General features: G+C 70.6%; 25 protein-coding genes. 3 read left to right on the top strand and 22 right to left on the bottom strand.

All coding sequences use genetic code 11. The annotated features are described in order from the left end of the window. Positions 1 to 2: 2 nt before the first annotated feature. Both ADK67_RS40915 and ADK67_RS40920 read right to left on the bottom strand, forming a co-directional pair. On the bottom strand, positions 3 to 434 hold the full coding sequence (locus ADK67_RS40915; protein WP_053721971.1) for a DUF2550 domain-containing protein: 432 nt from the start codon (positions 432 to 434) through the stop codon (positions 3 to 5). Between the two features lie 22 nt (positions 435 to 456). After that, positions 457 to 822 (bottom strand): F0F1 ATP synthase subunit epsilon, encoded by a 366-nt coding sequence (locus tag ADK67_RS40920; RefSeq protein WP_053721999.1) that lies wholly within the window; start codon positions 820 to 822, stop codon positions 457 to 459. Positions 823 to 1,241: 419 nt separating this feature from the next. On the opposite strand from ADK67_RS40920, the gene ADK67_RS40925 reads away from it, so the two are divergent. Beyond that, the gene (locus ADK67_RS40925; protein WP_053721972.1) at positions 1,242 to 1,988 is read left to right on the top strand and encodes an IclR family transcriptional regulator; all 747 of its coding nucleotides are present in this window, start codon (positions 1,242 to 1,244) and stop codon (positions 1,986 to 1,988) included. 53 nt (positions 1,989 to 2,041) lie between these two features. Here ADK67_RS40925 and atpD read toward each other — a convergent pair whose 3' ends face one another. The 11 genes from atpD to ADK67_RS40980 form a co-directional block, all read right to left on the bottom strand. Next, entirely contained in the window at positions 2,042 to 3,478 is a 1,437-nt protein-coding gene (gene atpD / locus ADK67_RS40930; protein WP_231648606.1) for a F0F1 ATP synthase subunit beta, read from the bottom strand. After that, the gene (locus ADK67_RS40935) at positions 3,471 to 4,406 is read right to left on the bottom strand and encodes a F0F1 ATP synthase subunit gamma (RefSeq protein ID WP_053721974.1); all 936 of its coding nucleotides are present in this window, start codon (positions 4,404 to 4,406) and stop codon (positions 3,471 to 3,473) included. Before ADK67_RS40935 ends, atpD begins: the two co-directional genes overlap by 8 nt. A gap of 7 nt (positions 4,407 to 4,413) precedes the next feature. After that, the gene (atpA, locus tag ADK67_RS40940; RefSeq protein ID WP_053721975.1) at positions 4,414 to 6,063 is read right to left on the bottom strand and encodes a F0F1 ATP synthase subunit alpha; all 1,650 of its coding nucleotides are present in this window, start codon (positions 6,061 to 6,063) and stop codon (positions 4,414 to 4,416) included. A 59-nt stretch (positions 6,064 to 6,122) separates the two neighbouring features. Further along, on the bottom strand, positions 6,123 to 6,950 hold the full coding sequence (locus ADK67_RS40945; protein WP_053721976.1) for a F0F1 ATP synthase subunit delta: 828 nt from the start codon (positions 6,948 to 6,950) through the stop codon (positions 6,123 to 6,125). A 10-nt stretch (positions 6,951 to 6,960) separates the two neighbouring features. After that, complete coding sequence (locus ADK67_RS40950; RefSeq protein WP_053721977.1) at positions 6,961 to 7,509, bottom strand: F0F1 ATP synthase subunit B; 549 nt, start codon at positions 7,507 to 7,509, stop codon at positions 6,961 to 6,963. Positions 7,510 to 7,540: 31 nt separating this feature from the next. After that, positions 7,541 to 7,792: an ATP F0F1 synthase subunit C gene (locus ADK67_RS40955; protein WP_053721978.1), complete on the bottom strand. Its 252-nt coding sequence runs from the start codon at positions 7,790 to 7,792 to the stop codon at positions 7,541 to 7,543. A gap of 61 nt (positions 7,793 to 7,853) precedes the next feature. Continuing rightward, complete coding sequence (gene atpB / locus ADK67_RS40960; RefSeq protein WP_157621459.1) at positions 7,854 to 8,633, bottom strand: F0F1 ATP synthase subunit A; 780 nt, start codon at positions 8,631 to 8,633, stop codon at positions 7,854 to 7,856. A 152-nt stretch (positions 8,634 to 8,785) separates the two neighbouring features. Continuing rightward, on the bottom strand, positions 8,786 to 9,232 hold the full coding sequence (locus ADK67_RS40965; protein ID WP_053721979.1) for a hypothetical protein: 447 nt from the start codon (positions 9,230 to 9,232) through the stop codon (positions 8,786 to 8,788). 81 nt (positions 9,233 to 9,313) lie between these two features. Beyond that, entirely contained in the window at positions 9,314 to 10,474 is a 1,161-nt protein-coding gene (locus tag ADK67_RS40970; protein ID WP_082404575.1) for a glycosyltransferase family 4 protein, read from the bottom strand. A gap of 80 nt (positions 10,475 to 10,554) precedes the next feature. Then, entirely contained in the window at positions 10,555 to 11,205 is a 651-nt protein-coding gene (locus ADK67_RS40975) for an L-threonylcarbamoyladenylate synthase (RefSeq protein ID WP_053721980.1), read from the bottom strand. Positions 11,206 to 11,520: 315 nt separating this feature from the next. Beyond that, complete coding sequence (locus ADK67_RS40980) at positions 11,521 to 12,162, bottom strand: hypothetical protein (RefSeq protein ID WP_157621461.1); 642 nt, start codon at positions 12,160 to 12,162, stop codon at positions 11,521 to 11,523. Positions 12,163 to 12,212: 50 nt separating this feature from the next. Between ADK67_RS40980 and ADK67_RS51745 the strand changes: the two genes are divergently transcribed. Then, positions 12,213 to 12,887: a hypothetical protein gene (locus tag ADK67_RS51745; protein ID WP_157621463.1), complete on the top strand. Its 675-nt coding sequence runs from the start codon at positions 12,213 to 12,215 to the stop codon at positions 12,885 to 12,887. A gap of 39 nt (positions 12,888 to 12,926) precedes the next feature. On the opposite strand, the gene prmC is transcribed toward ADK67_RS51745, so the two are convergent. The 5 genes from prmC to rpmE all read right to left on the bottom strand — a co-directional run bounded on the left by prmC (position 12,927) and on the right by rpmE (position 17,797). Continuing rightward, complete coding sequence (gene prmC, locus ADK67_RS40990; RefSeq protein ID WP_053721983.1) at positions 12,927 to 13,787, bottom strand: peptide chain release factor N(5)-glutamine methyltransferase; 861 nt, start codon at positions 13,785 to 13,787, stop codon at positions 12,927 to 12,929. 18 nt (positions 13,788 to 13,805) lie between these two features. Next, entirely contained in the window at positions 13,806 to 15,191 is a 1,386-nt protein-coding gene (gene lpdA, locus ADK67_RS40995) for a dihydrolipoyl dehydrogenase (protein ID WP_053722002.1), read from the bottom strand. 10 nt (positions 15,192 to 15,201) lie between these two features. Beyond that, positions 15,202 to 16,407, bottom strand: a complete 1,206-nt coding sequence (locus tag ADK67_RS41000; protein ID WP_053721984.1) for an acyl-CoA thioester hydrolase/BAAT C-terminal domain-containing protein — start codon at positions 16,405 to 16,407, stop codon at positions 15,202 to 15,204. A 22-nt stretch (positions 16,408 to 16,429) separates the two neighbouring features. After that, on the bottom strand, positions 16,430 to 17,485 hold the full coding sequence (prfA, locus tag ADK67_RS41005; RefSeq protein ID WP_231648607.1) for a peptide chain release factor 1: 1,056 nt from the start codon (positions 17,483 to 17,485) through the stop codon (positions 16,430 to 16,432). Between the two features lie 99 nt (positions 17,486 to 17,584). Continuing rightward, positions 17,585 to 17,797 carry a 50S ribosomal protein L31 gene (gene rpmE, locus ADK67_RS41010; protein WP_053721986.1) on the bottom strand — a complete coding sequence of 71 codons (213 nt, stop codon included), beginning with the start codon at positions 17,795 to 17,797 and terminating at the stop codon, positions 17,585 to 17,587. Between the two features lie 247 nt (positions 17,798 to 18,044). Between rpmE and ADK67_RS41015 the strand changes: the two genes are divergently transcribed. Then, positions 18,045 to 18,455, top strand: coding sequence for a hypothetical protein (locus tag ADK67_RS41015; protein WP_053721987.1), 411 nt, complete (start codon positions 18,045 to 18,047; stop codon positions 18,453 to 18,455). A 202-nt stretch (positions 18,456 to 18,657) separates the two neighbouring features. Here ADK67_RS41015 and rho read toward each other — a convergent pair whose 3' ends face one another. The 4 genes from rho to ADK67_RS41035 all read right to left on the bottom strand — a co-directional run bounded on the left by rho (position 18,658) and on the right by ADK67_RS41035 (position 24,345). Then, a complete protein-coding gene (gene rho, locus ADK67_RS41020; RefSeq protein ID WP_082404577.1) occupies positions 18,658 to 20,733 on the bottom strand; it encodes a transcription termination factor Rho in 2,076 nt (691 codons plus the stop codon). 344 nt (positions 20,734 to 21,077) lie between these two features. Continuing rightward, on the bottom strand, positions 21,078 to 21,959 hold the full coding sequence (gene thrB, locus ADK67_RS41025) for a homoserine kinase (RefSeq protein WP_197289862.1): 882 nt from the start codon (positions 21,957 to 21,959) through the stop codon (positions 21,078 to 21,080). Between the two features lie 5 nt (positions 21,960 to 21,964). Then, positions 21,965 to 23,041 (bottom strand): threonine synthase, encoded by a 1,077-nt coding sequence (gene thrC, locus ADK67_RS41030; RefSeq protein ID WP_053721989.1) that lies wholly within the window; start codon positions 23,039 to 23,041, stop codon positions 21,965 to 21,967. Further along, positions 23,038 to 24,345 (bottom strand): homoserine dehydrogenase, encoded by a 1,308-nt coding sequence (locus ADK67_RS41035; protein ID WP_053721990.1) that lies wholly within the window; start codon positions 24,343 to 24,345, stop codon positions 23,038 to 23,040. Before ADK67_RS41035 ends, thrC begins: the two co-directional genes overlap by 4 nt. Positions 24,346 to 24,347 lie beyond the last annotated feature (2 nt).

The following is a 24,347-nucleotide window of genomic DNA, read 5'->3' on the forward strand; positions in this document are numbered from 1 at the left end:
ACTTAGGAGGCCCAGGGAATGGATCGGCCCGGAGGCGCTGACTCCAACCAGGAGAGGAATCCTGTCAGCGCGTCCGGGCCCATCGCGATCTCGACCTCGCCCTTGTTGCCGCGGCAGCGGAGTACCACCGCGCCCGCGGGCATCGCGTACGCCTCCGGTGCGGTGGGCTCGCGGCGGTCGTCGATCTCGAAGCCTTCGCGGGAGATGACCATGTCCGGGCCGGAGCTCAGGCTCAGCACGCGGAACCAGGTGAACTCGTCACCCCGGTAGTGCCCGACGCCCAGGTGCCAGCCCCGGCCGGAGCCCGCGAGTCTCGACCTCAGCGCGACGTGCACACCGCCCGCGCGCAGCAGCCGGACGCGGCGCCACGCCAGGTACGCGAGGACGAGCACCGCGCCAAAGAGGACCACTCCCACCAGTTCGGCGATCCCCACGGCGTTCGTCCGCTCGTCCGCGTCAGGCCGAGTGTCCGGCGGCGCGAAGCCGCGCGATGGCCCTGGCCCGTTGCACGTCGTCCGCGTTCTGCGCGTCCGACCGGGCCTGTTCGACGTCGATCTCGTGGGAGAGCTCCGCGTCCTCGGCGAGGATGCTCACTCCCTCACCGGTCACGGAGAGGAACCCGCCGTGCACGGCCGCCGTCACGAGCTCGTTGTCCGTGGTGCGGATCCGGACCACGCCGCCCTCGACCAGCTGGCCGAGCACCGGCTCGTGGCCGGGCAGGATGCCGATCTCGCCTTCGAGCGTCTGCGCGACCACCGTGGTGGCCGTGCCGGACCACAGGCGGCGTTCCACCGCGACCAACTGGACGGTCATCTCGGCCACGCGCATCTCCCTGAGTCGACTGGAGTCAACCGCAGTCTAAACGGTGACCGGAACACCCCGCCGCACCAGCCACCCCCAGACGCCGTCACGGCCCGCCGCGACCCGCCCGCGACCCGCCCGCGAGCCGCTCCGACGGCGGTCACCGCGACCGCGCCGAGCGCCGCCGCCAGCACGCCGACGGTCGGCAGCCGTACGCCCAGCACGCCGAGGAAACGCCGCCGACGCGGCGAACCAGCCGATGGTCGACCGCCGCACACCGGGCCGGAACAGTCGGCCGGCCCCCGCGCCGACGCCCGCAGCAGCACCACCGTCCAGCCCAGCGGGAGCACCCGGTTGTCCCACCGCGAGGGTGACGCGGGTCACCTGGGTCCGGGCAGTGTGGTTTCCGATGGGTGGAAGGCCGCTGGGAGACTGGGCCCGTGCCGCCACCGAAGTCCCTGCTGGAGCGCGCGTTCTCGCTGCTGTCGGTGTTCACCGTGGACCGACCGGCGGTCACGCTGTCCGAGCTGAGCCGCCACTCCGGCCTGCCGCTGAGCACCACGCACCGGCTGGTGGCGTCCCTGGTGGAGCTGCGCGCCCTGGACCGCGCCCCGGACGGCCGCTACTGCGTCGGCCTGAGGCTGCTGGAGCTGGGCGCGCTGTCGCCCGGCAGCCTGGACCTGCGCGACCGGGCCCTGCCGTTCCTGGAGGACCTGTACGAGGTCACGCGGCACAACGTGCAGCTGGCCGTGCGCGACGGCACGGAGGTCGTGTACGTGGAGCGGATCTCGGCGCACGACGCGGTGAACGTGGTGACGCGGGTCGGCAGCCGGATGCCCACGCACTGCACGGGCGTCGGCCTGGTGCTGCTGGCCGCCGCGCCCGTCGCCGTGCAGGAGGCCGTGCTGGCCGCGCCGCTCAAGCGGTTCACGCCGAGGACGATCGTGTCGGCGCCGGAGCTGCGGGAGACGCTGGCCCGCGTGCGCCGCGACGGGTACGCCATCAGCGACCGCCAGATCGAGATGATCACCTACTCGGTCGCCGCGCCGGTGCGCGGGCCGGACGGCGACGTGGTGGCCGCGGTGTCCGTCGTCGTGCCCACCGGCACCCGCACGGACACCGTCGTGCCCGCCGTGCGCACGTGCGGCCTGGCCATCTCACGCGCCCTCGGCTGGGCCTCCCCGTGAACGCCCGAAGGGCCGTCCCCCGAGCGGGGAACGGCCCTTCGACGAAACCCGACTTACTTGCCGGCGAGCCGCTTGGCGTTGGCCTCGACGTCGTCCAACCCGCCGCAGGAGAAGAACGCCTGCTCCGGGTAGTGGTCGAACTCGCCCTTGCAGACGCGGTCGAACGCCTCGATCGTGTCCTTGATCGGCACGAAGGAGCCCGGCTGGTCGGTGAACTTCTCGGCCACGATGAAGTTCTGGCCGAGGAAGCGCTCCAGGCGACGGGCGCGGCCGACGAGGACCTTGTCCTCCTCGGACAGCTCGTCCATGCCGAGGATGGCGATGATGTCCTGCAGCTCCTTGTACTTCTGCAGGATCCGCTTGACCTCCTGCGCCACCCGGTAGTGCTCCTCGCCGACGATCGACGGCTCGAGGATCCGGGAGGACGAGGACAGCGGGTCCACCGCCGGGTAGATGCCCTTCTGGGAGATCGGACGGGAGAGCTCCGTCGTCGCGTCCAGGTGGGCGAACGTGGTGGCCGGCGCGGGGTCGGTGTAGTCGTCCGCGGGCACGTAGATGGCCTGCAGCGAGGTGATCGACTTGCCGCGCGTCGAGGTGATGCGCTCCTGGAGCTCACCCATCTCGTCCGCCAGCGTCGGCTGGTAGCCCACGGCGGACGGCATGCGGCCCAGCAGGGTCGACACCTCGGAACCCGCCTGGGTGAACCGGAAGATGTTGTCGATGAACAGCAGCACGTCCTGGCCCTGCACGTCGCGGAAGTACTCCGCCATCGTCAGGGCGGACAGCGCGACGCGCATGCGCGTGCCGGGCGGCTCGTCCATCTGACCGAACACCAGGGCGGTGTCGCCGAGCACGCCCATCTCCTCCATCTCGAGGAGGAGGTCGGTGCCCTCACGGGTGCGCTCGCCGACGCCGGCGAACACCGACGTGCCGGAGAACTCGCGGGCGATACGGGTGATCATCTCCTGGATGAGCACCGTCTTGCCCACGCCCGCGCCGCCGAACAGGCCGATCTTGCCGCCCTTGACGTACGGGGTCAGCAGGTCGATGACCTTGATGCCCGTTTCCAAGATCTCGGTCTTGCCCTCGAGCTGGTCGAACGCGGGCGCCTTGCGGTGGATGCCCCACTGCTCGCCGTCGCGGCCGAGGCCGGGCTCGTCCAGGCAGTCGCCCAGCGCGTTGAACACGTGGCCCTTGACGACGTCGCCGACGGGCACGCTGATCGCCTTGCCCGTGTCGGACACCGCGGCGCCGCGGACGAGGCCGTCGGTGGGCTGCATCGAAATGGTGCGGACCAGGTTGTCACCCAGGTGCTGGGCGACCTCCAGGGTCAGCGTCTTGGCCACCGCCTCGGCGGTGATCTCGGCGTGCAGGGCGTTGAACAGCTCCGGCACCGCGTCACGCGGGAACTCCACGTCGACGACGGCACCGATCACCCGGACCACACGGCCGGTGCGGGTGGTGGTGGCAGTAGCACTCATGTCACTCATCACTTCCTGCGCCCCCGGTAAGCGCGGAGGCGCCACCGACGATCTCGCTGATCTCCTGGGTGATCTGGGCCTGACGGGCCTGGTTCGCCTGGCGGCTGAGGTTGCGGACCAGCTCGGTGGCGTTGTCCGTCGCCGCCTTCATCGCGGTCCGGCGCGCCGCCGACTCCGAGGCCGCCGCGTCCAGCAGTGCCGAGAAGAGCCTGGTCTTCACGTACTTGGGCAGCAGCGCGCCCAGCAGCGTCTCCGCGTTCGGTTCGAACGAGTACACCGACTGGAGCTTCTGCGGCTCCGGGTCGAAGTCGACGACCATCGGCGCGATCCGCTTGGCGACCGGCGTCTGGCTCAGCATCGACTTGAACTCGGTGTAGACCACGTGCAGCTCGTCGACGCCGAGCACGCCGTCGGGGCCGGGCTTGTCGCCCTCGTCGTCGCTGCCCGCCACGAACGCCTTGACCAGCGCGTCACCGGCCTCGACCGCGTTGACGTAGTGCGGCAGTTGCGAGAAACCGGTCCACTCGCCGGCGATGGTCCGCCCGCGGAACTTGTAGTAGCCGACGCCCTTGCGGCCGATGACGTAGAGCACGGGCTCCTTGCCCTCGGACCGCAGCAGCGACAGCAGCTCCTCCGCGGCACGCAGCACGTTGGCGTTGTAGCCGCCGCACATGCCCTTGTCGCTGGTCACGACCAGGACAGCGGCGCGGCGGGGGTTCTTGCGCTCGGTCAGCAGCGGGTGGTCGAGGTTCGCGGACGCGGTCGCCAGCGCGGAGAGGACCGAGGTGATCTCCTCCGCGTAGGGACGCGACGCCGCGACCCTCGTCTGCGCCTTGGCGAGACGGGACGTGGCGATGAGCTCGTACGCCTTGGTGATCTTCTTGGTCGAGTTGACCGAGCGGATCCGCTGGCGCAGCTCCCGGATCTGTGCCGCCATGCCTACGTCACTTCTCGGTCGGAGCGGGCCGGTTGACCTTCACCGACTCCTGTCCGACCTTGTCGGCGTCCATCGCGTTGGCGGGCGCCTCGTTGACCACGGTGGTCGCGCCGCCCGACGCGGTGAACTGCTGCTTGAACGCGGTGACGGCGTCCACGATGCCCTTCTCCGTGTCGTCCGACAACTTCTTGGACTCGCGGATGTCGGACAGGATGACCTCGTGGCTGCGCCGGACGTGGTCCAGGAACTCCGACTCGAACCGGCGGATGTCGCCCACCGGGATGTCGTCGTAGTGGCCCTTGGTGCCGAGGTAGATCGAGACGACCTGCTCCTCGACGGGGACCGGCGAGTACTGGCCCTGCTTGAGCAGCTCGACCAGGCGCGCGCCGCGCTCCAGCTGGGCGCGGGACGCCGCGTCGAGGTCCGAGGCGAAGGCGGAGAACGCCTCCAGCTCGCGGAACTGCGACAGGTCGAGGCGCAGCGAGCCGGAGACCGTCTTCATCGCCTTGATCTGCGCGGCGCCACCGACGCGGGAGACCGAGATACCCACGTTGACGGCCGGGCGCACACCGGCGTTGAACAGGTCGGACTCCAGGAAGCACTGGCCGTCGGTGATCGAGATGACGTTGGTCGGGATGTACGCCGACACGTCGTTGGCCTTGGTCTCGATGATCGGCAGGCCGGTCATCGAGCCGCCGCCCATGTCGTCGGACAGCTTCGCGCAGCGCTCGAGCAGGCGCGAGTGCAAGTAGAAGACGTCGCCGGGGTAGGCCTCGCGGCCCGGCGGGCGACGCAGCAGCAGCGAGATGGCGCGGTACGCCTCCGCCTGCTTGGTCAGGTCGTCGAACACGATCAGGACGTGCTTGCCCTGGTACATCCAGTGCTGGCCGATGGTCGAGCCGGTGTAGGGCGCGAGCCACTTGAAGCCGGCCGAGTCGGACGCGGGGGCGGCGACGATGGTGGTGTACTCCAGCGCGCCCGCCTCCTCCAGCGCGGCCTTGACGCCCGCGATGGTGGAGCCCTTCTGGCCGATGGCGACGTACACGCAGCGGACCTGCTGCTGCGGGTCACCCGAGTCCCAGGCCTTCTTCTGGTTGATGATCGTGTCGATGCAGACCGCGGTCTTGCCGGTCTTGCGGTCGCCGATGATCAGCTGGCGCTGGCCGCGGCCGATCGGGGTCATCGAGTCGATGGCCTTGATGCCGGTCTGCATCGGCTCGTTCACCGGCTGCCGCTGCAGCACGGACGCCGCCTGCAGCTCCAGCGCGCGGTTGTCGTCGGCCACGATGTCGCCGAGGCCGTCGATCGGCTGGCCGAGCGGGTTCACCACGCGGCCGAGGAAGCCGTCGCCGACCGGCACGGAGAGCACCTGGCCGGTCCGCTTGACCTCCTGGCCCTCTTCGATCTTGTCGAAGTCGCCCAGGATGACCGCGCCGATCTGGCGGACTTCCAGGTTCAGGGCCACACCGAGCACGCCGCCGGGGAACTCCAGCAGCTCGTTGGTCATGGTGCCGGGCAGACCCTCGACGATGGCGATGCCGTCGTAGGTCTCCGCGACGACGCCGACCTCTTCCCGGCTGACTTCCGGGGAGTAGGTCGAGACGTACTTCTCGATCGCACTGCGGATCTCGTCCGACGAGATCGTCAGCTCCGCCATGTCGTTCCTGCTCTCACTTCGTTCTGGGAAAGGGGCTTGTGGGCCGCGGTTCCGGTCGGTCAGCCGGCGAGGTCGCGGCGCAGTGACGCCAGGCGACCGGCCACGCTTCCGTCGATGACCTCGTCGCCGATCTTGATCAGCAGACCGCCGCGCAGCGTGGGGTCGACCTCGACGTGCAACGCGATCGGCCGGGAGTAGATCCGGGTCAGCGTGGCCTCGAGGCGGTCCTGCTGCGCCGCGTCGAGCTCGACGGCGGAACGGACGTAGGCGACGGAACGTTCCCGGCGCTTGGCCGCGAGCGACGCGAGGTCGCCGAGGCCGTTGACGACTCCCTGACCGCGCGGTTCGCGGACGAGCTGGTCCACCAGGGTCTTGGTGGTCTCGTCGACCTTGCCCGACACGAGGCTGTCGACCAGCGCGACCTTGCCCGCGGGCTCGGCCGCCGGGTCGGACAGCGCCAGCTCCAGCGAGTGGTTGCCCGCGATGATCCGGCCGAGCCGGAACAGCTCGTCCTCGACGGAGTCGAGCTTGCCGTCCCGCTCCGCCCGCACCAGCAGCGTGGTGCGGGCCAGCGACTCGACGCCGTCGACCAGCTCGCGCGGGCTGGACCAGCGCGCGGTGACGACCGTGGCCAGCACCTGCACGGTCACGTCGGCGACCTTGCCGTCGAGCAGGCCGTGCAGCAGCTGTTCCCGGGACTCGGGGTCCGAGGAGTTGTCGGCCAGCGCGCGGCGCAGCGCGGGCTGCGCCGACAGCAGGCTGACGACCGCGAACAGCTCGCTGCCCAGCTTGCCGAGGGCGGAGCTGTCCTTCGTGCCGTCGACGACCTCCAGCAGCCGCAGTTCGGCGGCGGCCAGGGCGTCACGGCTAGCGGCGTGCAGCGTCATCGGCGTTCCCTCACTTGGCGGCCGGAGCCGACGTGCCGTCGAGCTCGGAGAGGAACCGGTCGACGGTGCCCCGACGGCGCACCTCGTCCTCCAGCGACTCGCCGACGACCCGGTCCGCCAGGTCGATGGCCAGCCGGCCCAGCTCGCCACGCAGCTCGGCGACGATCTGCGCGCGCTGCGTCTCCAGCTGGGTCTGCCCGGCGGCGATGATCCGCGCGGACTCCTCCTGCGCCTTGGTGCGCAGCTCCGTGATGATCTGCTCGCCCTCGATGCGGGCGTCGTCACGGATGCGGGCGGCCTCGGCGCGGGCCTCGGCCAGCTGCGCCTTGTACTGCTCGAGCGTCGCCTGTGCCTGCGCCTGCGCCTGCTCTGCCTTCTCGATCCCGCCCTCGATCTTGGCGGCACGTTCCGCGTACAACGTCTCGAAGCGCGGTGACACGAACTTCTTGATGACGAAGAGCAGCAGCAGGAACGCGATCAGGCCGATGATGATTTCGGACGGGTGTGGGAGAACGGGGTTGATGGCCCCTTCTTCCGCCGCCAGGATGAGGGTAGTCATCACAAACCTTCCTTATTGCGATGAACCTAGATCAGCCGATGGCGAGGAAGTAGACGACGAAGCCGAGCAGCGCGAGGACCTCGACGATGGCGAAGGTGGTCCAGGCAAGGCTCAGCAGCACGCCGCGAGCCTCGGGCTGACGGGCGGTGCCGTTGATGACCGAGGAGAAGATCAGACCCACGCCGATGCCGGGGCCGATCGCCGCGAGGCCGTAGCCGATGGCCGCGAGACCCTGGTTGAGGTTGACGGTCGCGGCTTCCTGGGCAAGAACGATAGCGCTCACTTGTGGTGTTCCCTTTCCAACTCGGTCCGCGAACGCTCGCGGATCGGAGGCGTGTGATTTCTCAGTGCTCTTCGGCCAGCGCCGCGCCGATGTAGTTGGCGGACAGCAACGCGAAGATGTAGGCCTGCAGCACCATGATCAGCGCTTCCAGGAACGTCAGCCCGATGGCGAAGGCGAACGCGATGGGCGCGACCACGACGGTGATGCCGCCGGAGAAGAGCAGGTACTCACCGGCCAGGGTGAACACCAGCAAGAGCAGGTGACCCGCGAACATGGCCGCGAAAACTCGGATCGCGAGCGTGAGCGGGTTCAGGATGAACTTCTGGAAGAACTCGATCGGAATCAGCAGGATCAGCACGAACCACGGCGCGCCGGGCGGCATGGTCTGATTCTTCAGATAACCGACGAAACCGTGGCGCTTGAACCCGACGAAGTGGTACACCGGGTAGATCACCAGCACCGAGACGGCGAGCGGGAATCCAATGTGCGACATCGTCGGGAACTGCACGACGGGGATGAGCCCGAACAGGTTGTTCACCAGGATGAAGGTGAAGACCGTGAGGATCAGCGGCACGAAGGGCTTGAAGTCCTTGGCGCCGATCTGCTCGCGTGCGATCGAGTTGCGCCCGATGTCGTAGAGCGACTCCGCGGCGAACTGGAACTTGCCGGGAACGAGCTTGAGGTTGCGGGTCGCCGCGATGAAGAACGCACCGATGATCAAGATCGAGAGCACCAGAAGCACCATGGGCTTGGTGACCTCACCGAAGATCGGTGGGAGGAAGAAGTCCTTCACTCCGGGTGCGACGAACTCATCACCCGCAGCCAGCACCATCGTGGTCACTGTGTTCCTTCCGGTTCTCCCGGCCGGCGTTCACTCCGCCGGGGGAATCGTCACGATCGGGACTTAACGTACCTTACGGACCGCAAGCGCCCGCGAGAGGCACCCCACCTACCTGGGTGTCCCGTCCTGCGCGCACCGTACCAGTCGGTAGATCAGGTGTTTCCAGGGGTCGGGATGATGATCTGACTGCGACTGCGCTTGGAAGCGCGCACCTCCATGACCGTGGCGACCACGATGGTCGCGACCATGGTCAACGCGAGCGCGTTGGCGTGCAGCACGGGGAACTGGCGCAGCAGCGCGACCACCGCGAACAGCAGGATCAGCTTGCCCATGAACCCGCCGAGCGCCGCGACCATGATCACCTGGAGGGGCATGGCGGCGGTGCGGTGCATCAGCAGCAACGTGCCCGCCGACGACAGGCACGCGAGCGCGCCGCCGATCAGCGCGGCGACCAGGCCGGGGACACCGGCCAGCACAGTCCAGAGGATCGCTCCGGCGACCACCGTCGCGAGCGCCGCCCACAGCGCGCTGCGGTACATCTCCCCCGCGAGTCGCTGCACGACGGCTTCGTGGGTCCACTCCGTCTTGTCCTGGCTCATGTCACCCCCAAAGGGCCAAGCACTGTCCACTGGTCGAGACCGAGTGTAAAGAAGCCTTGGTTCTCACCCCACCATCGGGGGTCATGTGCGGCGGACTTCACGAAGTCTTGGTATCGCGGAGACCAACAACGCGAGAACAAGTCCGATCGCCAGGCACCACACCACCACGACGACGTCGAACAGCGTCAGCGCCACCGCGCCGAACGCCAGCACGCCCGCCCACAAGTAGATCAGCAGCACCGCGCGGCGCTGGGAGTGGCCGATCTCCAGCAGCCGGTGGTGCAGGTGCATCTTGTCCGCGGAGAACGGGCTCTCACCCCGCCGCGTCCGCCGCACCACGGCCATCAGCAGGTCCAGCAGCGGCACGAACAGCACCGCCGCGACCACCACCAACGGCGAGAGCAGGCCCAGCACGTCGGTGGCCCGCACCGACTCGTAGTTGATCTTCCCCGACGCCGAGATCGTCGCCGCCGCGAGCATCAGCCCGATCAGCATCGACCCGGAGTCGCCCATGAAGATCCGCGCCGGGTTGAAGTTGTGCGGCAGGAAGCCGAGGCACGCGCCGGCCAACGTGGCCGCGATCAGCGCGGGCGGGTACGCGCCCACGTCACCGCCGTTGTTCGCCAGCAACCCGATCGAGAACACGCACGTCGCGGCCGCCGCGATCAGCCCGATCCCCGCCGCCAGCCCGTCCAGGCCGTCCACGAAGTTCATCGCGTTGACCATCGTCACGGCCAGCAGCACGCTCAGGATCGCGCCCTGGTTCTGGTCCAGCGACAGCAGCGAGCCGGTGCCCTCGCCGTCGTCACCCCAGGGGACCCAGAACAGCAGCCACTGCAGCCCGAACAGCACCAGGATGCCCGCCGCCGTCACCTGGCCGGCGAGCTTCGTCAGGGAGTCCAGCTCGAACCGGTCGTCCAGCACGCCGACGAGCACGATCACGCCACCACCCACGATCACCGCGTACGGGTCGTAGGAGAAGTCGAACGCCGAGCGCAGCACCGGCAGCTGGTGCGCCAGGAGCATGCCGCCGAGAACCCCGCCGTACATGGCGAGGCCGCCCATCCGCGGCATGGGTTGGACGTGCACGTCGCGTTGGCGGGGGTAGGCGACCGCGCCGATCCGGAACGCCAACGCGCGCACCAGGCCGACGAGCAGGAACGTCACGACCGCGGCGGTCAGCGCGACGAGCAGGTACTCCCGGACGGGGAGGACGTTGGACACGGCAGGCAACTGGCCCACGGCAAGCTAGCCCCTCGGCGATGGGGTGTCGGGTGGTTCGTGCGACGGGAGCACCACGCTACTCCGACCGGGAAGATCCACTAGCGGGCAACCTCGACTTCGACCCCGAGAGCCTCGGACACCTGACCGACCGCCACCGCACCCTCCCGCAGCACCACGGGGTCCGGACCGGTCAGATCCACGATCGTGGACGCGATGTTCTCCGCCGCCGGCCCACCGTCCAGGTAGACGCCGACCTCCTCGCCAAGCTGGTCCCAGGCCTCCTGCACCGTCCCCGCCGGCGGGAAGCCCGACTTGTTGGCACTCGACACGGCCATCGGCCCGACGTCCCGCAGCAACTCCAACGCGACCGGGTGCAACGGCATCCGCAACATCACCGTGCCCCGAGTGTGACCGAGATCCCACGCCAACGACGGCGCGTGGGGCAGCACGAGCGACAACCCACCGGGCCAAAACGCCTCGATCAACGCCCGCGCCTGCCGGGGAACCCCGAGGACCAACCCGTCGATCGTCGTCCAGGACCCGACCAACACGGGCACCGGCATGTCGGGCCCACGCCCCTTGGCCTCCAACAGCCCACGAACGGCCGCCGCATCAAACGCGTCACACCCGATGCCGTACACGGTGTCCGTGGGCAACACCACCAACCGCCCAGCCCTCACCGCTCCCGCCGCAGCCTCAAGCCCCGCCGCGCGATCAGCCTGGACACCACAATCGTAGATCGTGCTCACCCTGCTGATCCAAGCACAGCAGACCCAACCCCAGCGGCCGAGGTCACACTCAAACGCCCGGTCCGCCAGCCAGGAACGTTCATATCGAAGAACTCGGCCGCACAACGGACCCGCAACCGCCCCGCAGAGGCCCGATTTGACATGGGTTCGGGTGCTTTAGGCTGGTCGAAGCCGGCAGGCCTGGCGGGACGCTTTACCCCGCCGGGCCTGCCGGCGCTTTACCCCGCCGGGCCTGCCGGCTTTGGCCTGCCTGGAGTGCCCGTAAGGGCCCCATGTCAAATCGAGCCGGACCCGAGCGACACCACCGGACGGAACTCAACCACGCCCAAACGCCGCATCCGCGTCCACCGCCCACTGCCGCTTCCGATGCGCCACCACAAACCCGAACACCAGCGCCCCTCCCACCGCCACACCCGCCACCGTCACCACCGCGTTGCCGATCGCCCCACCCACGAACGGCAGCACCAGCACCGCCAGCCCGACCACCGCCGCCGTCCACACGTCCGGCTCCACCCACCGCCACCCCTGCGCCGCGTCCAACCGCCTCCGCAGATCAGTCGCGAACGCGATCAGCTCCGGGTGCGGGCTGAGCGCCAGGATCTCCTCGGCCAACGCCCGGCACTCCGCCACCTGGCGCGCGTCCGTCACGATCAGCGCACCCTCCGGCGTCACGCTGCGCACCTCCGCCGTCCGGGCCGCCAGCGCGATGGCCAGGTGCGTCCGCAGCACGTCATCGGCCCGAGGCGCGCCGCCACGTCCCAGCTCACCGCGCACCACCGCGGCGGCCACGTGGCTCTCGTCGTCATGACCCTCGCCCAACGCCGCGGTCAGCGCAGTCAACGCACGGGCCAAGCGCACGCGATCGGGATCGTCGAAATCGGTCAGGTCGACGCGGGTGATGCGCGCCGTCAACCATTCCCGCAGTTCGCTCCACTCGTTCGGCCCATTGACAGCCATCGCGGGTTCTCCGATTGACTCGGCGGAGCGTTGACGTCCAGATTATCCCGATGGCGAGGCGTCCAGTGAATGCGAAGAACCAACTCGGCGCCCTCCCCTTGGCGCTGACCTGCACCGCCTTGTACATCGTCCTGGCCGGCACCGCGGGCTACCTGACCTCGACCCGACCACCACCCACCGCCGCCGCACTCCTACCCACCATCACCACCACCACCACCCAACCAACCACCACCCAACCAACCACCAACGCACCCACCACGACCCAACCCACCACAACCACCACCCTCCCCCCAGACCTGCAACGGGTCGAAGCACCGGGCGGCCTCACCACCGCCATCCCGGCCAACTGGACGGTCACCACCGGCACCGTCGCCACGACCCTCGTCGCCACCGACCCGACGTCCCCCCGCCGTGAACTCCGCCTCGGCGGCGCACCGGTCACCGACCCGGCGACACCACTCCTCGACCGCATCACCCGCGCCGCCGCGGACCGCGAACGCGAACCCGGCCACCGCCGCGTCACCCTCACCGCGACGACGATCCGCGATCACCCGGCCGTCACCTGGGAATTCGACGAGAACACCCCATCAGGCCCGAAACGGGTCGCCACCGCGTTCTGGGAATCCGCCGGCGTCGAATACGTCCTCTACTCGGCGGGCCCACCGGAGGAGTGGGACCTGACCAGATCCCGCCTGTCCTCCATGGTCGACCGCTCTACCCCCTGAACCCACACCCAACACACCCCAACACCCCTACACACCCGCCTACACCCGCCGCGCCGTCGCAAACCTCGGCCTCCACGCCAGGTCACGGTGATCCTCGACGTCCGTGAGCACCCGACGCGACGCCAGCAACTCCGGCACCACCACACCGTGGCTGTCGTCGTGCTCGATCGCCACGTGCCCACCCGGCTTGAGCAACCGCGCCGCCAACGCCACCACGTGCCGGATCACCTCGAGCCCGTCCGCACCGCCGAACACCGCGTGCCGCGGGTCGTGCTCACCCACCTCCGGCTGCACCTCGGTCCCGTCCGGCACGTACGGCGGGTTGCACAGCACCAGGTCGACCTGCCCGTCCAGATCCGACAACAGATCCGGCACCGTCACGTCACCGGCGTGCAAGATGATCGGCGTGTCGCCCAGTGCCGCCCGGGCCTCCGCGTTGCGCCGCGCCCAAGCCAACGCCGACGGATCACGCTCGACCGCGTGCACGGTCGCGTCCGGCAACCGGTGCGCCGCCGCCAGCGCCAGCGCGCCGGAACCCGTGCACAGGTCCACCACCACCGGGTCCTTCGACTCCACAGTGGACAGACCCCACTCCAGCATGAGCTCGGTCTCCGGCCGCGGGATGAACACGCCCGGACCGACCTCCAGATCCACCGCGCCCAGGTACGCCCGCCCGGTGATGTGCTGCAACGGCACGCGCGTCGCGCGCTGCCGCACGAGCTTGTGCAGCGCCTCCACCACCGGCGGGTCGACCAGCGGGATCAGGGGCAGGCGCGAGCGCTCGACGCCGAGCACGTGGGCGGCCAGCAGCTCGGCGTCCACGCGCGGGCTGTCGACACCCGCCGCGGCCAGCACGCGTTCCGCTTCGTTGATGGCCAGCCGCAACGGGTGTCGGGTCATGGACCCAGCCTAAGCCGCTCAGAAGTTGATCATGTGCCCGGCCAGCCCGTGCACGGCTTCCTTGACCGCCTCGCCCAACGTCGGGTGCGCGTGCACGTTGCGCGCCACCTCGTGCACGGTCAGGTCCCACTGCTGGGCCAGCGTCAGCTCCGGCAGCAGCTCGGTCACGTCCGGCCCGATCAGGTGACCGCCGAGCAGTTCGCCGTACTTGGCGTCGCTGATCAGCTTCACGAACCCGGCCGAGTCGCCGATGCCGTGCGCCTTGCCGTTCGCGGTGAACGGGAACTTCGCCACCTTCACGTCGAACCCGCGCTCGCGCGCCTGCGCCTCGGTCCACCCGAACGACGCGATCTGCGGCTGGCAGTAGGTCGCCCGCGGGATCATCACGAAGTCCAGCTCCATGGTCTCCGCGCCCGCGATGGTCTCCGCGGCGATGATGCCCATGGACTCGGCGGCGTGCGCGAGCATCAGCTTCGCCGTCACGTCGCCGATCGCGAAGATGTTCTCCACGTTCGTGCGCCCGCGCCCGTCGACCTCGATCGCGCCGCGCTCGGTCAGCCGAACGCCGGTCTTCTCCAGCCCGTAGCCCTCGACCCGCGGCTGGAAGCCGATGGCCTGCAGGACCTTGTCGGCCTCCAGGACCTCCTGCGCGCCGTCCTTCGACACGGTGACCCGCACGCGCGGCCCGGAGTCGTCGATGGACTCGACCCGCGTCGACGTCCGCACGTCGATCCCGAGCCGCTTGTACCGCTTGGCCAGCTCCGCCGACACCTCGGCGTCCTCCAGCGGCACCACCCGGTCGAGGAACTCGACGATGGTGACCTTCACGCCGTAGTTGTGCAGCACGTAGGCGAACTCCACGCCGATGGCGCCCGCGCCGGCGATGACGATGCTCTCGGGCAGGTCCTGCGACAGGATCTGCTCCTCGTACGTCACCACCCGTTCGGACAGCTTCGTCCCCGGGAGGAGTCGGGTCGTCGCGCCCGCCGCGATGATCGCGTGCGAGAACGTGACGGTCTCATCACCCACCTGGATGGTGTTCGCGTCGAGGAAGGTGCCCCGACCGTTGTACTCGGTGATGCCGTTCTTCTTCATCAGGAAGTGGACGCCCTTGACGCGCCCGTCCGCGACCTTGCGGCTGCGGTCGTAGGCGACGCCGTAGTCGAACTTCACCGTGCCGTCGACCTGGATGCCGTAGGTCTTCTGCTCGTGGGTGAACAGGTGCGCGAGCTCCGCGTTGCGCAGGAGCGCCTTCGACGGGATGCAGCCCACGTTCAGGCACACCCCGCCCCAGTAACGCTCCTCGATGACCGCCGTCTTCAGCCCCAGCTGGGCCGCCCGGATCGCGGCGACGTACCCGCCTGGCCCCGCACCGAGGACCACGACGTCAAAGTGTGCGCTCATGAACGACACATTAGGTGCCCAGTTGGTCCGACAAGAACTCAACTGTCCGACGCCACGCGTCGGCGCGCGCGGCGGCCGTGGCGGCGGGCGTGCCGCCCATCGCGAACCGCACGCCGGGGCCCGGCACCACGACGTCCGTCGCCGGTCGGTGCGGGGGCCCCGCGATCAGGTGTCCTGCCTCGGGGTACACCACCCGTTCGTGCCGGAACGCGTGGCCACGCCCGGTCAGCCGGCGCCACGCGACCTCGCTCAGCTCCGCGCACGGCCACGACTCGTCCTGCCCGGATGAGAGCAGCAACACACCGCCTTCGACCCGCTCGACGGGGATCTCGGCGTCCTCCGGGATGCCGTCGGAGAGGTCGAACGCCGACCGCAGCGGCACCGGCTCACCGTCGACCACCGCGCGGCGCAGTTCCGCCGGGATCGCGTACGGCAGGTACGGCAGCGGCCTGCCCTGCCAGGTCCACGACGCGGCCTCGTGCTCCAGCTTCTGCAGCAACCTCGAACCCGGCCCGATGCACTGCGTGACGACGCCGCTGCCGACCACGCTCACCACGGCCTTGACCGCCGGGAACGTCGCACCGGCCAACAGCGCCAGCTCACCACCGCGCGATCCGCCGACGACACCGAGCTTCCCCGCTCGCGCGCCGAGCCACTCCAGCGCGGTCCCGACGTACTCCAGCGGCACCTCTACCAGGTCCTCGGCGACGCCGGGCGCACCGAAGTAGGCCAGCGCGAGGGCCGCGAACCCGTGCCCGGCGAGCAGCGCCGCGTCCAGCTCGTGCAGCCCGCCCTCGGACCCGCCCAGGACCAGCACGCCGGGGTGCACGCCCTCGCCCTCGGGCTCGAACAGCACCCCGACCAGGCCGTTCTCGCGCACCTCGGTCCGCCGCACCCCTTCGGGCACGGTCCGCCGGTCCAGCTCCACCTTGCCGACCCCGACGACCTCGACCAGCGCGGGCCCGGCCGACTCACCCGTCCGGGTCATGGACCAGAACAACCCCATCGGGTCAACGCCCGAGTAGTCGCCCTCGACCGGCGCGTGCCTGGTCAGGTCCACCACGCCGCGCTCGTCGGCCAGGAACACCGCCGAGGACGACCAGTCGCCCGTGGACGCGCTCACCGTGACCCGTTCGTCCGGTGGCAGGTCGACGACCCGGACCTCCAGCACGGCATCGAGGGGAGCGCTCCGCGGGTTCACCAGGATTTCCGCCATCGCGCGTCCCCTCGTCCTCGCCTCACCCGGCGGCGAGTCGCTCCGCCCGGTCTGCCGCCGCCAGGGCGTCCAGCACCGCGTCGAGGTCGCCGTCGAGCACTTGATCCAGGTTATGGGCTTTGTACCCGACCCGGTGATCGGAGATGCGTGATTCCGGGAAGTTGTACGTCCGCACCCGTTCGGAGCGGTCCACGGTGCGGATCTGCGTGCGCCGGGCGTCCGACGCCTCCTGCTGCTGCTTCTCCTCGGCCAGCGCGGTCAGCCTGGCCTGGAGCACCTGCATCGCGCGCGCCTTGTTCTGCAGCTGGCTGCGCTCGTTCTGGCAGGACACCACGATGCCCGTCGGCAGGTGCGTGATGCGCACCGCCGAGTCGGTCGTGTTGACGCTCTGCCCGCCCTTGCCGGACGAGCGGAACACGTCGATCCGCAGGTCGTTCTCGTCGATCTCGACCTCGACCTCGTCGACCTCGGGGAACACCAGGACGCCCGCGGCGGAGGTGTGGATGCGGCCCTGCGACTCGGTCACCGGCACCCGCTGCACGCGGTGCACGCCGCCCTCGTACTTCAGCCGCGACCACACGCCGTCGGGGGTGTCCGCGCGGCTCTTGATGGCCACCGTGACGTCCTTGTAGCCGCCCAGGTCGGAATCCGTGCCGTCGAGCACTTCGGCTTTCCACCCGTGCCGTTCGGCGTACCGCAGGTACATGCGCAGGAGGTCGCCCGCGAACAGGGCCGACTCCTCGCCGCCCTCACCGGACTTGATCTCCAGCACGACGTCCGCGCTGTCGTGCGGGTCGCGCGGCAGGAGCAGTTCGGTCAGCTTCGACTCCAGCGCCGGGACGGTCTTGGCGAGCTGCTCGGCCTCCTCGGCGAACACCGCGTCCTCGGCGGCCAGCTCACGGGCCGTCTCCAGGTCGGACCTCGCCTGCTCCAGCTCGCGAGCGGTCTTCACGATCGGGGTCAGCTCGGCGTAGCGCTTGCCGAGTTTCCGCGCGCCCGCCTGGTCGGCGTGCACCGAGGGGTCGGCGAGCTTGGCTTCCAGCTCGGCGTGCTCGGCCAGCAGGGCGTCCAGCGTCACGATCTTGCTCCGGTCTCAGCGTCTGGCGAGGGGTCTGGCGTGGTGCGGAGACGACAACGGCGTCCACCCGCGAAGTCGGGGTGGACGCCGTCGTGGCAGCTACTTGGCGCGCTTGCCGTAGCGGGCCTCGAAGCGCGCGACCCGGCCACCGGTGTCCATGATCTTCTGCTTGCCCGTGTAGAACGGGTGGCAGTTGGAGCAGATCTCGACGTGGATGGCGCCGGACGTCTTGGTGCTGCGGGTGGCGAAGGTGTTGCCGCAGCCGCAGGTGACCTCGGTCGTCACGTACTCGGGGTGGATGCCGGTCTTCAACGTCTTGTCCTTTCCTAAGTGGCCGCCGGGTCCTCGTTGGGGATTCTTCGAGGTGAACCGGAGCCGGACTCGACCCGACAGTGTGCCAGATCGGCTGTCACCGACTGCAACGCGAGCCCTCGCACGCTTGTTCCCCGTGGCTGGTGTCACAACCGCTCGCCGATGGCGGTCGACCATTTGGCGCACGAGGTAACCGCTGAACTACAGACAGCAGCGGTCCACGTTGCGCGGACGCCACACTGGCCGCGTGTTCTGCACTGTCGGGCGTCCCCTGTCACTGACCTCGTGGCTGGCCGTGCCCTTCCTGTTCAGCATCGCCGTCCTCGGCCTCACCGGGTTGGGTGGCCTGCTGGTGGGTGCTCCGGCACAGCTCGCCCTGACGAGCCCCGTGTTCGGCGCGGGCGTGGCCGTCGGCGTCGCGACCTCGGGCACGGTCGCGTGGACCGCCCGGTGGCAACGCGCGTGGCTGCGCTGGCCGTACCTGACGGCCGTGCTGGCGGTCGGCGTGCTCCTGGACGGCGTGCGGGTGCCCGTGGCGGCCGTCGTGGGCTTGGGCGTCCCGGTCACCGCGCTGCTGGTGGCCCAGTACTTCCTGGAACGCCGCCGCACCGCCGAGCTGGCCGAGGCCGGTCTGGCCTCACCCGCGCCACCCTGCTGACAGGCCCCTGACCAGCCCGAACGGCCTGGCAGCCGACCACCCGCGCCGCAGCCGACCAGCCCGAACCGCCCGCCAGCCGACCGCCCGCGCCACCGCCAACCCAGGACACGCCCCGGCCCGAGCGCCCGCCTGCCGATCACCCGAGACGCCCGAGGGCCCGCCCGGCGTGACTGCCGGACGGGCCCTCGGTGGTCGGACGCGGTCAGTCGTTGTCCGCGCCCGGGGTGGTCTTGGCCACCTGCATCAGGAACTCGATGTTCGTCCGGCTCTTGCGGAGCCGGTCGAGCAGCAGGTCGATGGCCTGCTGGCTGTCCAGGGCGTGCAGCACCCTGCGCAGCTTGTGCATGACCGCCAACTCGTCCGGCGAGAGCAGCAGGTCTTCCTTGCGGGTGCCGGACGAGTCGACGTCCACCGCCGGGAAGGTCCGCTTGTCCGCGATCTTCCGGTCGAGCTTGAGCTCGGCGTTGCCGGTGCCCTTGAACTCCTCGAAGATCACGCTGTCGCCCGCGGACCCGGTCTCGACCAGGGCCGTCGCGATGACGGTCAGCGAGCCGCCGCCCTCGATGTTCCGGGCCGCGCCCAGGAACCGCTTCGGCGGGTACAGCGCGGTCGAGTCGACACCACCGGACAGGATCCGGCCGCTCGCGGGGGCCGCGAGGTTGTAGGCACGACCCAGCCGGGTGATCGAGTCCAGCAGCACGACCACGTCGTGACCCATCTCGACCAGGCGCTTCGCCCGCTCGATGGCCAACTCCGAGATCGTGGTGTGGTCCGACGGCGGGCGGTCGAAGGTGGAGGCGATGACCTCGCCCTTCACCGACCGCTGCATGTCGGTGACCTCTTCAGGCCGCTCGTCCACCAGCACCACCATCAGGTGGCACTCGGGGTTGTTCTTCGTGATCGCGTTCGCGATCGACTGGAGCACCGAGGTCTTGCCCGCCTTCGGCGGCGACACGACCAGGGCTCGCTGGCCCTTGCCGATCGGCATCACCAGGTCGATGACGCGCGTGGTGAGGATGTGCGGTTCCGTCTCGAGGCGCAGGCGCTCGTTCGGGTACAGCGGCGTCAGCTTGGTGAAGTCCGGCCGGTTGCGGGACTCCTCCGGGTCGAGGCCGTTGATCTTGTCCACCCGCACCAGCGGGTTGAACTTCTGCCGCTGCTGCTCGCCGTCGCGCGGCTGCCGCACGGCGCCGATCAGGGCGTCGCCGCGGCGCAGCCCGTACTTGCGGACCAGCGACAACGACACGTACACGTCGTTCGGCCCGGCCAGGTAGCCCGAGGTGCGGACGAACGCGTAGTTCTCCAGCACGTCGAGGATGCCCGCCACGGGCAGCAGGACGTCGTCGTCGCGCACCTCCGTGTCGGTGGCGGGACCGGTGTCGTCGCCGCGGCCACCGCGACGGCGGCGGTCGCGGAAGCGGCGACCGCGACGGCCGCCGTCCTCGTCGTCGTCGCCCGGACCGCTCTGCTGGCGGTTGCGCCCCTGGTCGCGGTCACGGTCACGGCCACCGCGGTCGCCGCGGTCGTCACGCCCGCCGCGGTCCTGCCGGTCGCCGCGGTTGCCGCGGTCGCCCCGGTCCTGGCGCTGTTCGCGCTGTTCGGAGCGGTCCTGCCGGTCGCCGCGGTCCTGCCGGTCACCCCGGTCCGACCGCTCGGCGCGATCCTGCCGCTCGACGCGCTCGCCCTGCTGGCGACCGTCCTGGCGGCCGTCGCCCTGCTGGCGGTCGGTCTGGACGCGGTCCGCCTGGACGGGCCGGTCGGCCTGCGCCGGCTGGGCGTCCGCGGCCGGGGCCTCGGGGCTGCCCGCGGGGCGGTTGGCGGAACGGCGGCGGCGGTTGCCGCGGCGGCCGCCCTCCTCCTCGGCGGGACGGTCGGTCACGTCGAGCTGCTGCTGGGTCGGCTTCTCCACCGCGGTGGGAGCCTCGGCGGCCTTCTTCTCCGCGACGGGCGCCTTCTCGACGACCGCCTTGGGAGCCTCGGCCTTCTTCTCGGCCTTGGGCGGCGTCGCGGCACTGCCCCGACCGGAGGTGCCGCCCTGCCGCTCCTTGATGGCGGCGATCAGGTCGCCCTTGCGGAGGCCGGCCGTGCCGGTGATGCCCAGCTGACCTGCGAGTTCACGGAGTTCGGCCAGCACCATTCCAGAGAGGCCCGCGCGCTTGCGCGGCGTGGCGCTGCCGTTCGAAGGGGTGGTCAGAGCGTTCTCCTCGGCTCCGGAACTACTGGCAGCGGGATTGGGAGCAGCAGGAGCTTGGCTGCTCAGTACATCGGTGTTGGTCACACATGTCCTTCCTGACCGGAGCGCGCCTCCTACGCGTTCCAGCGGACCTGCCGTCCGACGGAATGCGGTGCGGCAGTTTCGTCCCGGTTCAGGCGGACCTGGCGACGGCGCGGAACGCGCACGAAAGCGGAGTCCTCCGGTGCGGGACTTCGGTCACACGGCGAGCGGGTGCCTTCCAGCGTCGGCCCCGTCCATACGGCACAGAGCCAAGTCACTGGAGGAATGCGATCCGGAACGAACGTCCGGGCACCACACCGGCGCCCGTGCGCGCGGTGACTGATGGCCCCGAGGGTAGACGCCGGTCCGGCCGGGTGCAACAACCGGGGCACGGCGCGTCGCATCACTCAGCCGAGTGGCGCAACCCGGACTCCGGCCAGGTCGACCGGCACCCGACGCGCCTGGAACCCCGCCGTGTCCACCCGGGGCGGCACCACCCCGTCCGGTGGCAGGGCCAGGACCGTGGGTCCCGCACCGGACACCGCGGCCGCCACCCCCGCCTCCCGCAGGGACCGCACCAGCCGCGTCGTCGCAGGCCAGGCGGGTTCCCGGTACGGCTCGTGCAGCCGGTCGTCCAACGCGTCGAGGAGCAGCGACGGGTCCGCGGTGAGCGCGTGCACGGCCAGCGCGGACCGCCCCGCCGCGAACGCCGCGTCCTCGTGCGGCACCTTCGACGGCAGCAGCCCGCGGGTGGTGTGGGTCGACGACTCCTCCGCGGGCACCAGCACGACCGGCGTCACACCGGGGTGCGGGTCCACACGGACCGCGCGGAAGCGGTCACCCTGCGTCCACGCGATCACCACGCCGCCGAACATCGCCGCCGCCGCGTTGTCGGCGTGGCCCTCGAACTCCGCGGCGAGTTGCAACGCGCTCGTGTCCGACTCGCGACCGGCGAGGGCGAATCCGGCCGCCACACCGGCCACCACGGCCGCCGCGGACGACCCGAGGCCCCGGGCGTGCGGGATGGCGTTGCGGCACGTCAGCCGCAGCCCCGGCGCCTCGACGCCGACCAGCTCGCACGCCGCCCGGAACGCGCGCACGACCAGGTGACGCTCGTCGGTCGGCACGTCGGCGGCGCCCTCGCCGGACACCTCCACCACCAGGCCGCCGTCGGTCACGGCGAACTCCAGCTCGTCGTGCACGCCCAGCGCCATGCCGAGCGCGTCGAACCCCGAGCCGAGGTTCGCCGTGGACGCGGGCACGGTGACGCGGACACCGCGGGCGGCCATGGCCGTCACGCCAGCTCCAGGGCGGTCGCGACGGCGCCGGGGTCCACCGGCACCGGCTTGACCTCGGACATGCCGAGCAGGGCCGTGTCGGGGTCCTTCAGGCCGTGGCCGGTGACCGTGCAGACGACCGTGGAGCCCTTCGGCAGCCGACCGTCCGCGACCGTGGCCAGCAGGCCCGCGACGCTGGTCGCGGACGCGGGCTCGACGAAGATGCCCTCCGTCGAGGCCAGCAGCCGGTAGGCCTCCAGGATCTTCTCGTCCGTCACGGCCTCGAACAGCCCGCCGGACTCCTCCTTGGCGGCCACCGCGCCGGTCCACGACGCCGGGCTGCCCACCCGGATGGCGGTCGCGATGGTCTCCGGGTTCGCCACCGGCTGCCCGAGCACCAGCGGCGCGGAGCCCGCGGCCTGGAACCCGAACATCCGGGGCGTGGCGCCGATCACGCCGTCGGCGTGGTAGTCGGAGTAACCGCGCCAGTACGCGGTGATGTTGCCCGCGTTCCCGACCGGCAGGCAGTGGACGTCCGGCGCGCGGCCGAGCACGTCGCAGATCTCCCACGCGGCGGTCTTCTGGCCGATCAACCGCACCGGGTTCACCGAGTTCACCAGCGTGATCGGGTACTCGGTCGCCGTCTTGGAGGCCAGCTCCAGGCAGTCGTCGAAGTTGCCGTCGATCTGCAGGATCTTCGCGCCGTGCGCGACCGCCTGGGCGAGCTTGCCCAGCGCGATCTTGCCGCGCGGCACGAGCACCGCGGCGGTGAGCCCGGCCTTGGCCGCGTACGCCGCCGCGCTGGCGGACGTGTTGCCGGTCGACGCGCAGATCACCGCGCGGATGCCGCTGGCCAGCGCGTGCGTCATGGCCACGGTCATGCCGCGGTCCTTGAACGAGCCGGTCGGGTTCGCGCCCTCGACCTTGATGTAGACGTCGCAGCCGGTCAGCTCCGACAGGTGCTCGGCGGCGACGAGCGGCGTGCCGCCTTCGTGGAGGGTGACGACCTTGGCGCCCTCGGGGAGTTCGATCCGGTCCGCGTAGGCGTGGATGATGCCGGGCCACCCCGGTCGCACGCCCGCTTGGATCGTCATGTTTCTTCGCCTTCCACCCTCATCACGCTGACCACTTCCCGAACCACGGGCAGCCCGCCGATTTTGTCCACGGTCGACCGCAGTGCCGCGTCGGTCGCGGCGTGGGTGACGATCACCAGGCTGGCGTCGTCGACCCGACCCTCCTGCCGCACCGCCGCGATGCTCACGTCGTGTTCCGCGAACACCGCCGCTACCTGCGACAACACGCCCGCCCGGTCGGCGACGTCGAGGCTGATGTGATAACGCGTCGGCGTCTGGCCCATCGGTCGGACGGGCAGCGCCGCGTAGGCCGACTCACGCGGACCGCGCCCGCGGTGCACCCGGTTGCGGGCCACCGCGACGAGGTCGCCGAGCACCGCGCTGGCGGTCGGGGCGCCACCCGCGCCCTGGCCGTAGAACATCATCTCGCCGGCCGCGTCGGCCTCCACGAACACCGCGTTGAACGCGCCGTGCACGCTGGCCAGCGGGTGGGAGGTGGGGATCATCGCCGGGTGCACGCGCACTGAGATTCCCTCGGCGCCCTCGGTCGTGACCCGCTCGCAGATCGCCAGCAGCTTCACCGTGCGGCCCAGGGCCTTGGCGGCGGCGATGTCGGCGGCGCTGACCGCCGCGATGCCCTCGCGGTGCACGTCGGCGGCCGTGACCCGGCTGTGGAACGCCAGGGACGCCAGGATCGCGGCCTTGGACGCGGCGTCGAACCCGTCCACGTCGGCCGTCGGGTCCGCCTCGGCGTACCCGAGCCGGGTCGCCTCCTCCAGGGTCTCGGCGTAGCTGGCGCCCGTGGAGTCCATGCCCGAGAGGATGAAGTTCGTGGTGCCGTTGACGATGCCCATCACCCTGGTGATGCGGTCACCGGCCAGCGACTCGCGCAGCGGGCGCAGCAGCGGGATCGCGCCCGCCACCGCCGCCTCGAAGTACAGGTCGGCCCCGGAGGCGTCGGAGGCCTCGAACAGCTCCGCCGAGTGCTCGGCCAGCAGCGCCTTGTTCGCGGTCACCACCGACTTGCCCGCGCGCAACGCGGCGAGCAGCAGCGTGCGGGCGGGCTCGATGCCGCCGATGACCTCCACGACCACGTCCACGTCGTCGGAGGCCACCAGTGCCGCCGCGTCGGTCGTCAGCAGCTCGGCGGGCACGTCGCGGTGCTTGTTCGGCCTGCGCACGGCGATGCCGGTCACCTCGACCGGCGCGCCGACCCGCGCGGTGAGGTCGGCCGCCTGGTCGGTGAGCAGCCGGACCACCTCGGTGCCGACCGTGCCGCAGCCCAGCAACGCGACCCTGATCGGTTTGCCCTCGTGGCTTGCCACTT

This window comes from Saccharothrix sp. NRRL B-16348 (assembly GCF_001280085.1).
GTDB lineage: Bacteria > Actinomycetota > Actinomycetes > Mycobacteriales > Pseudonocardiaceae > Actinosynnema.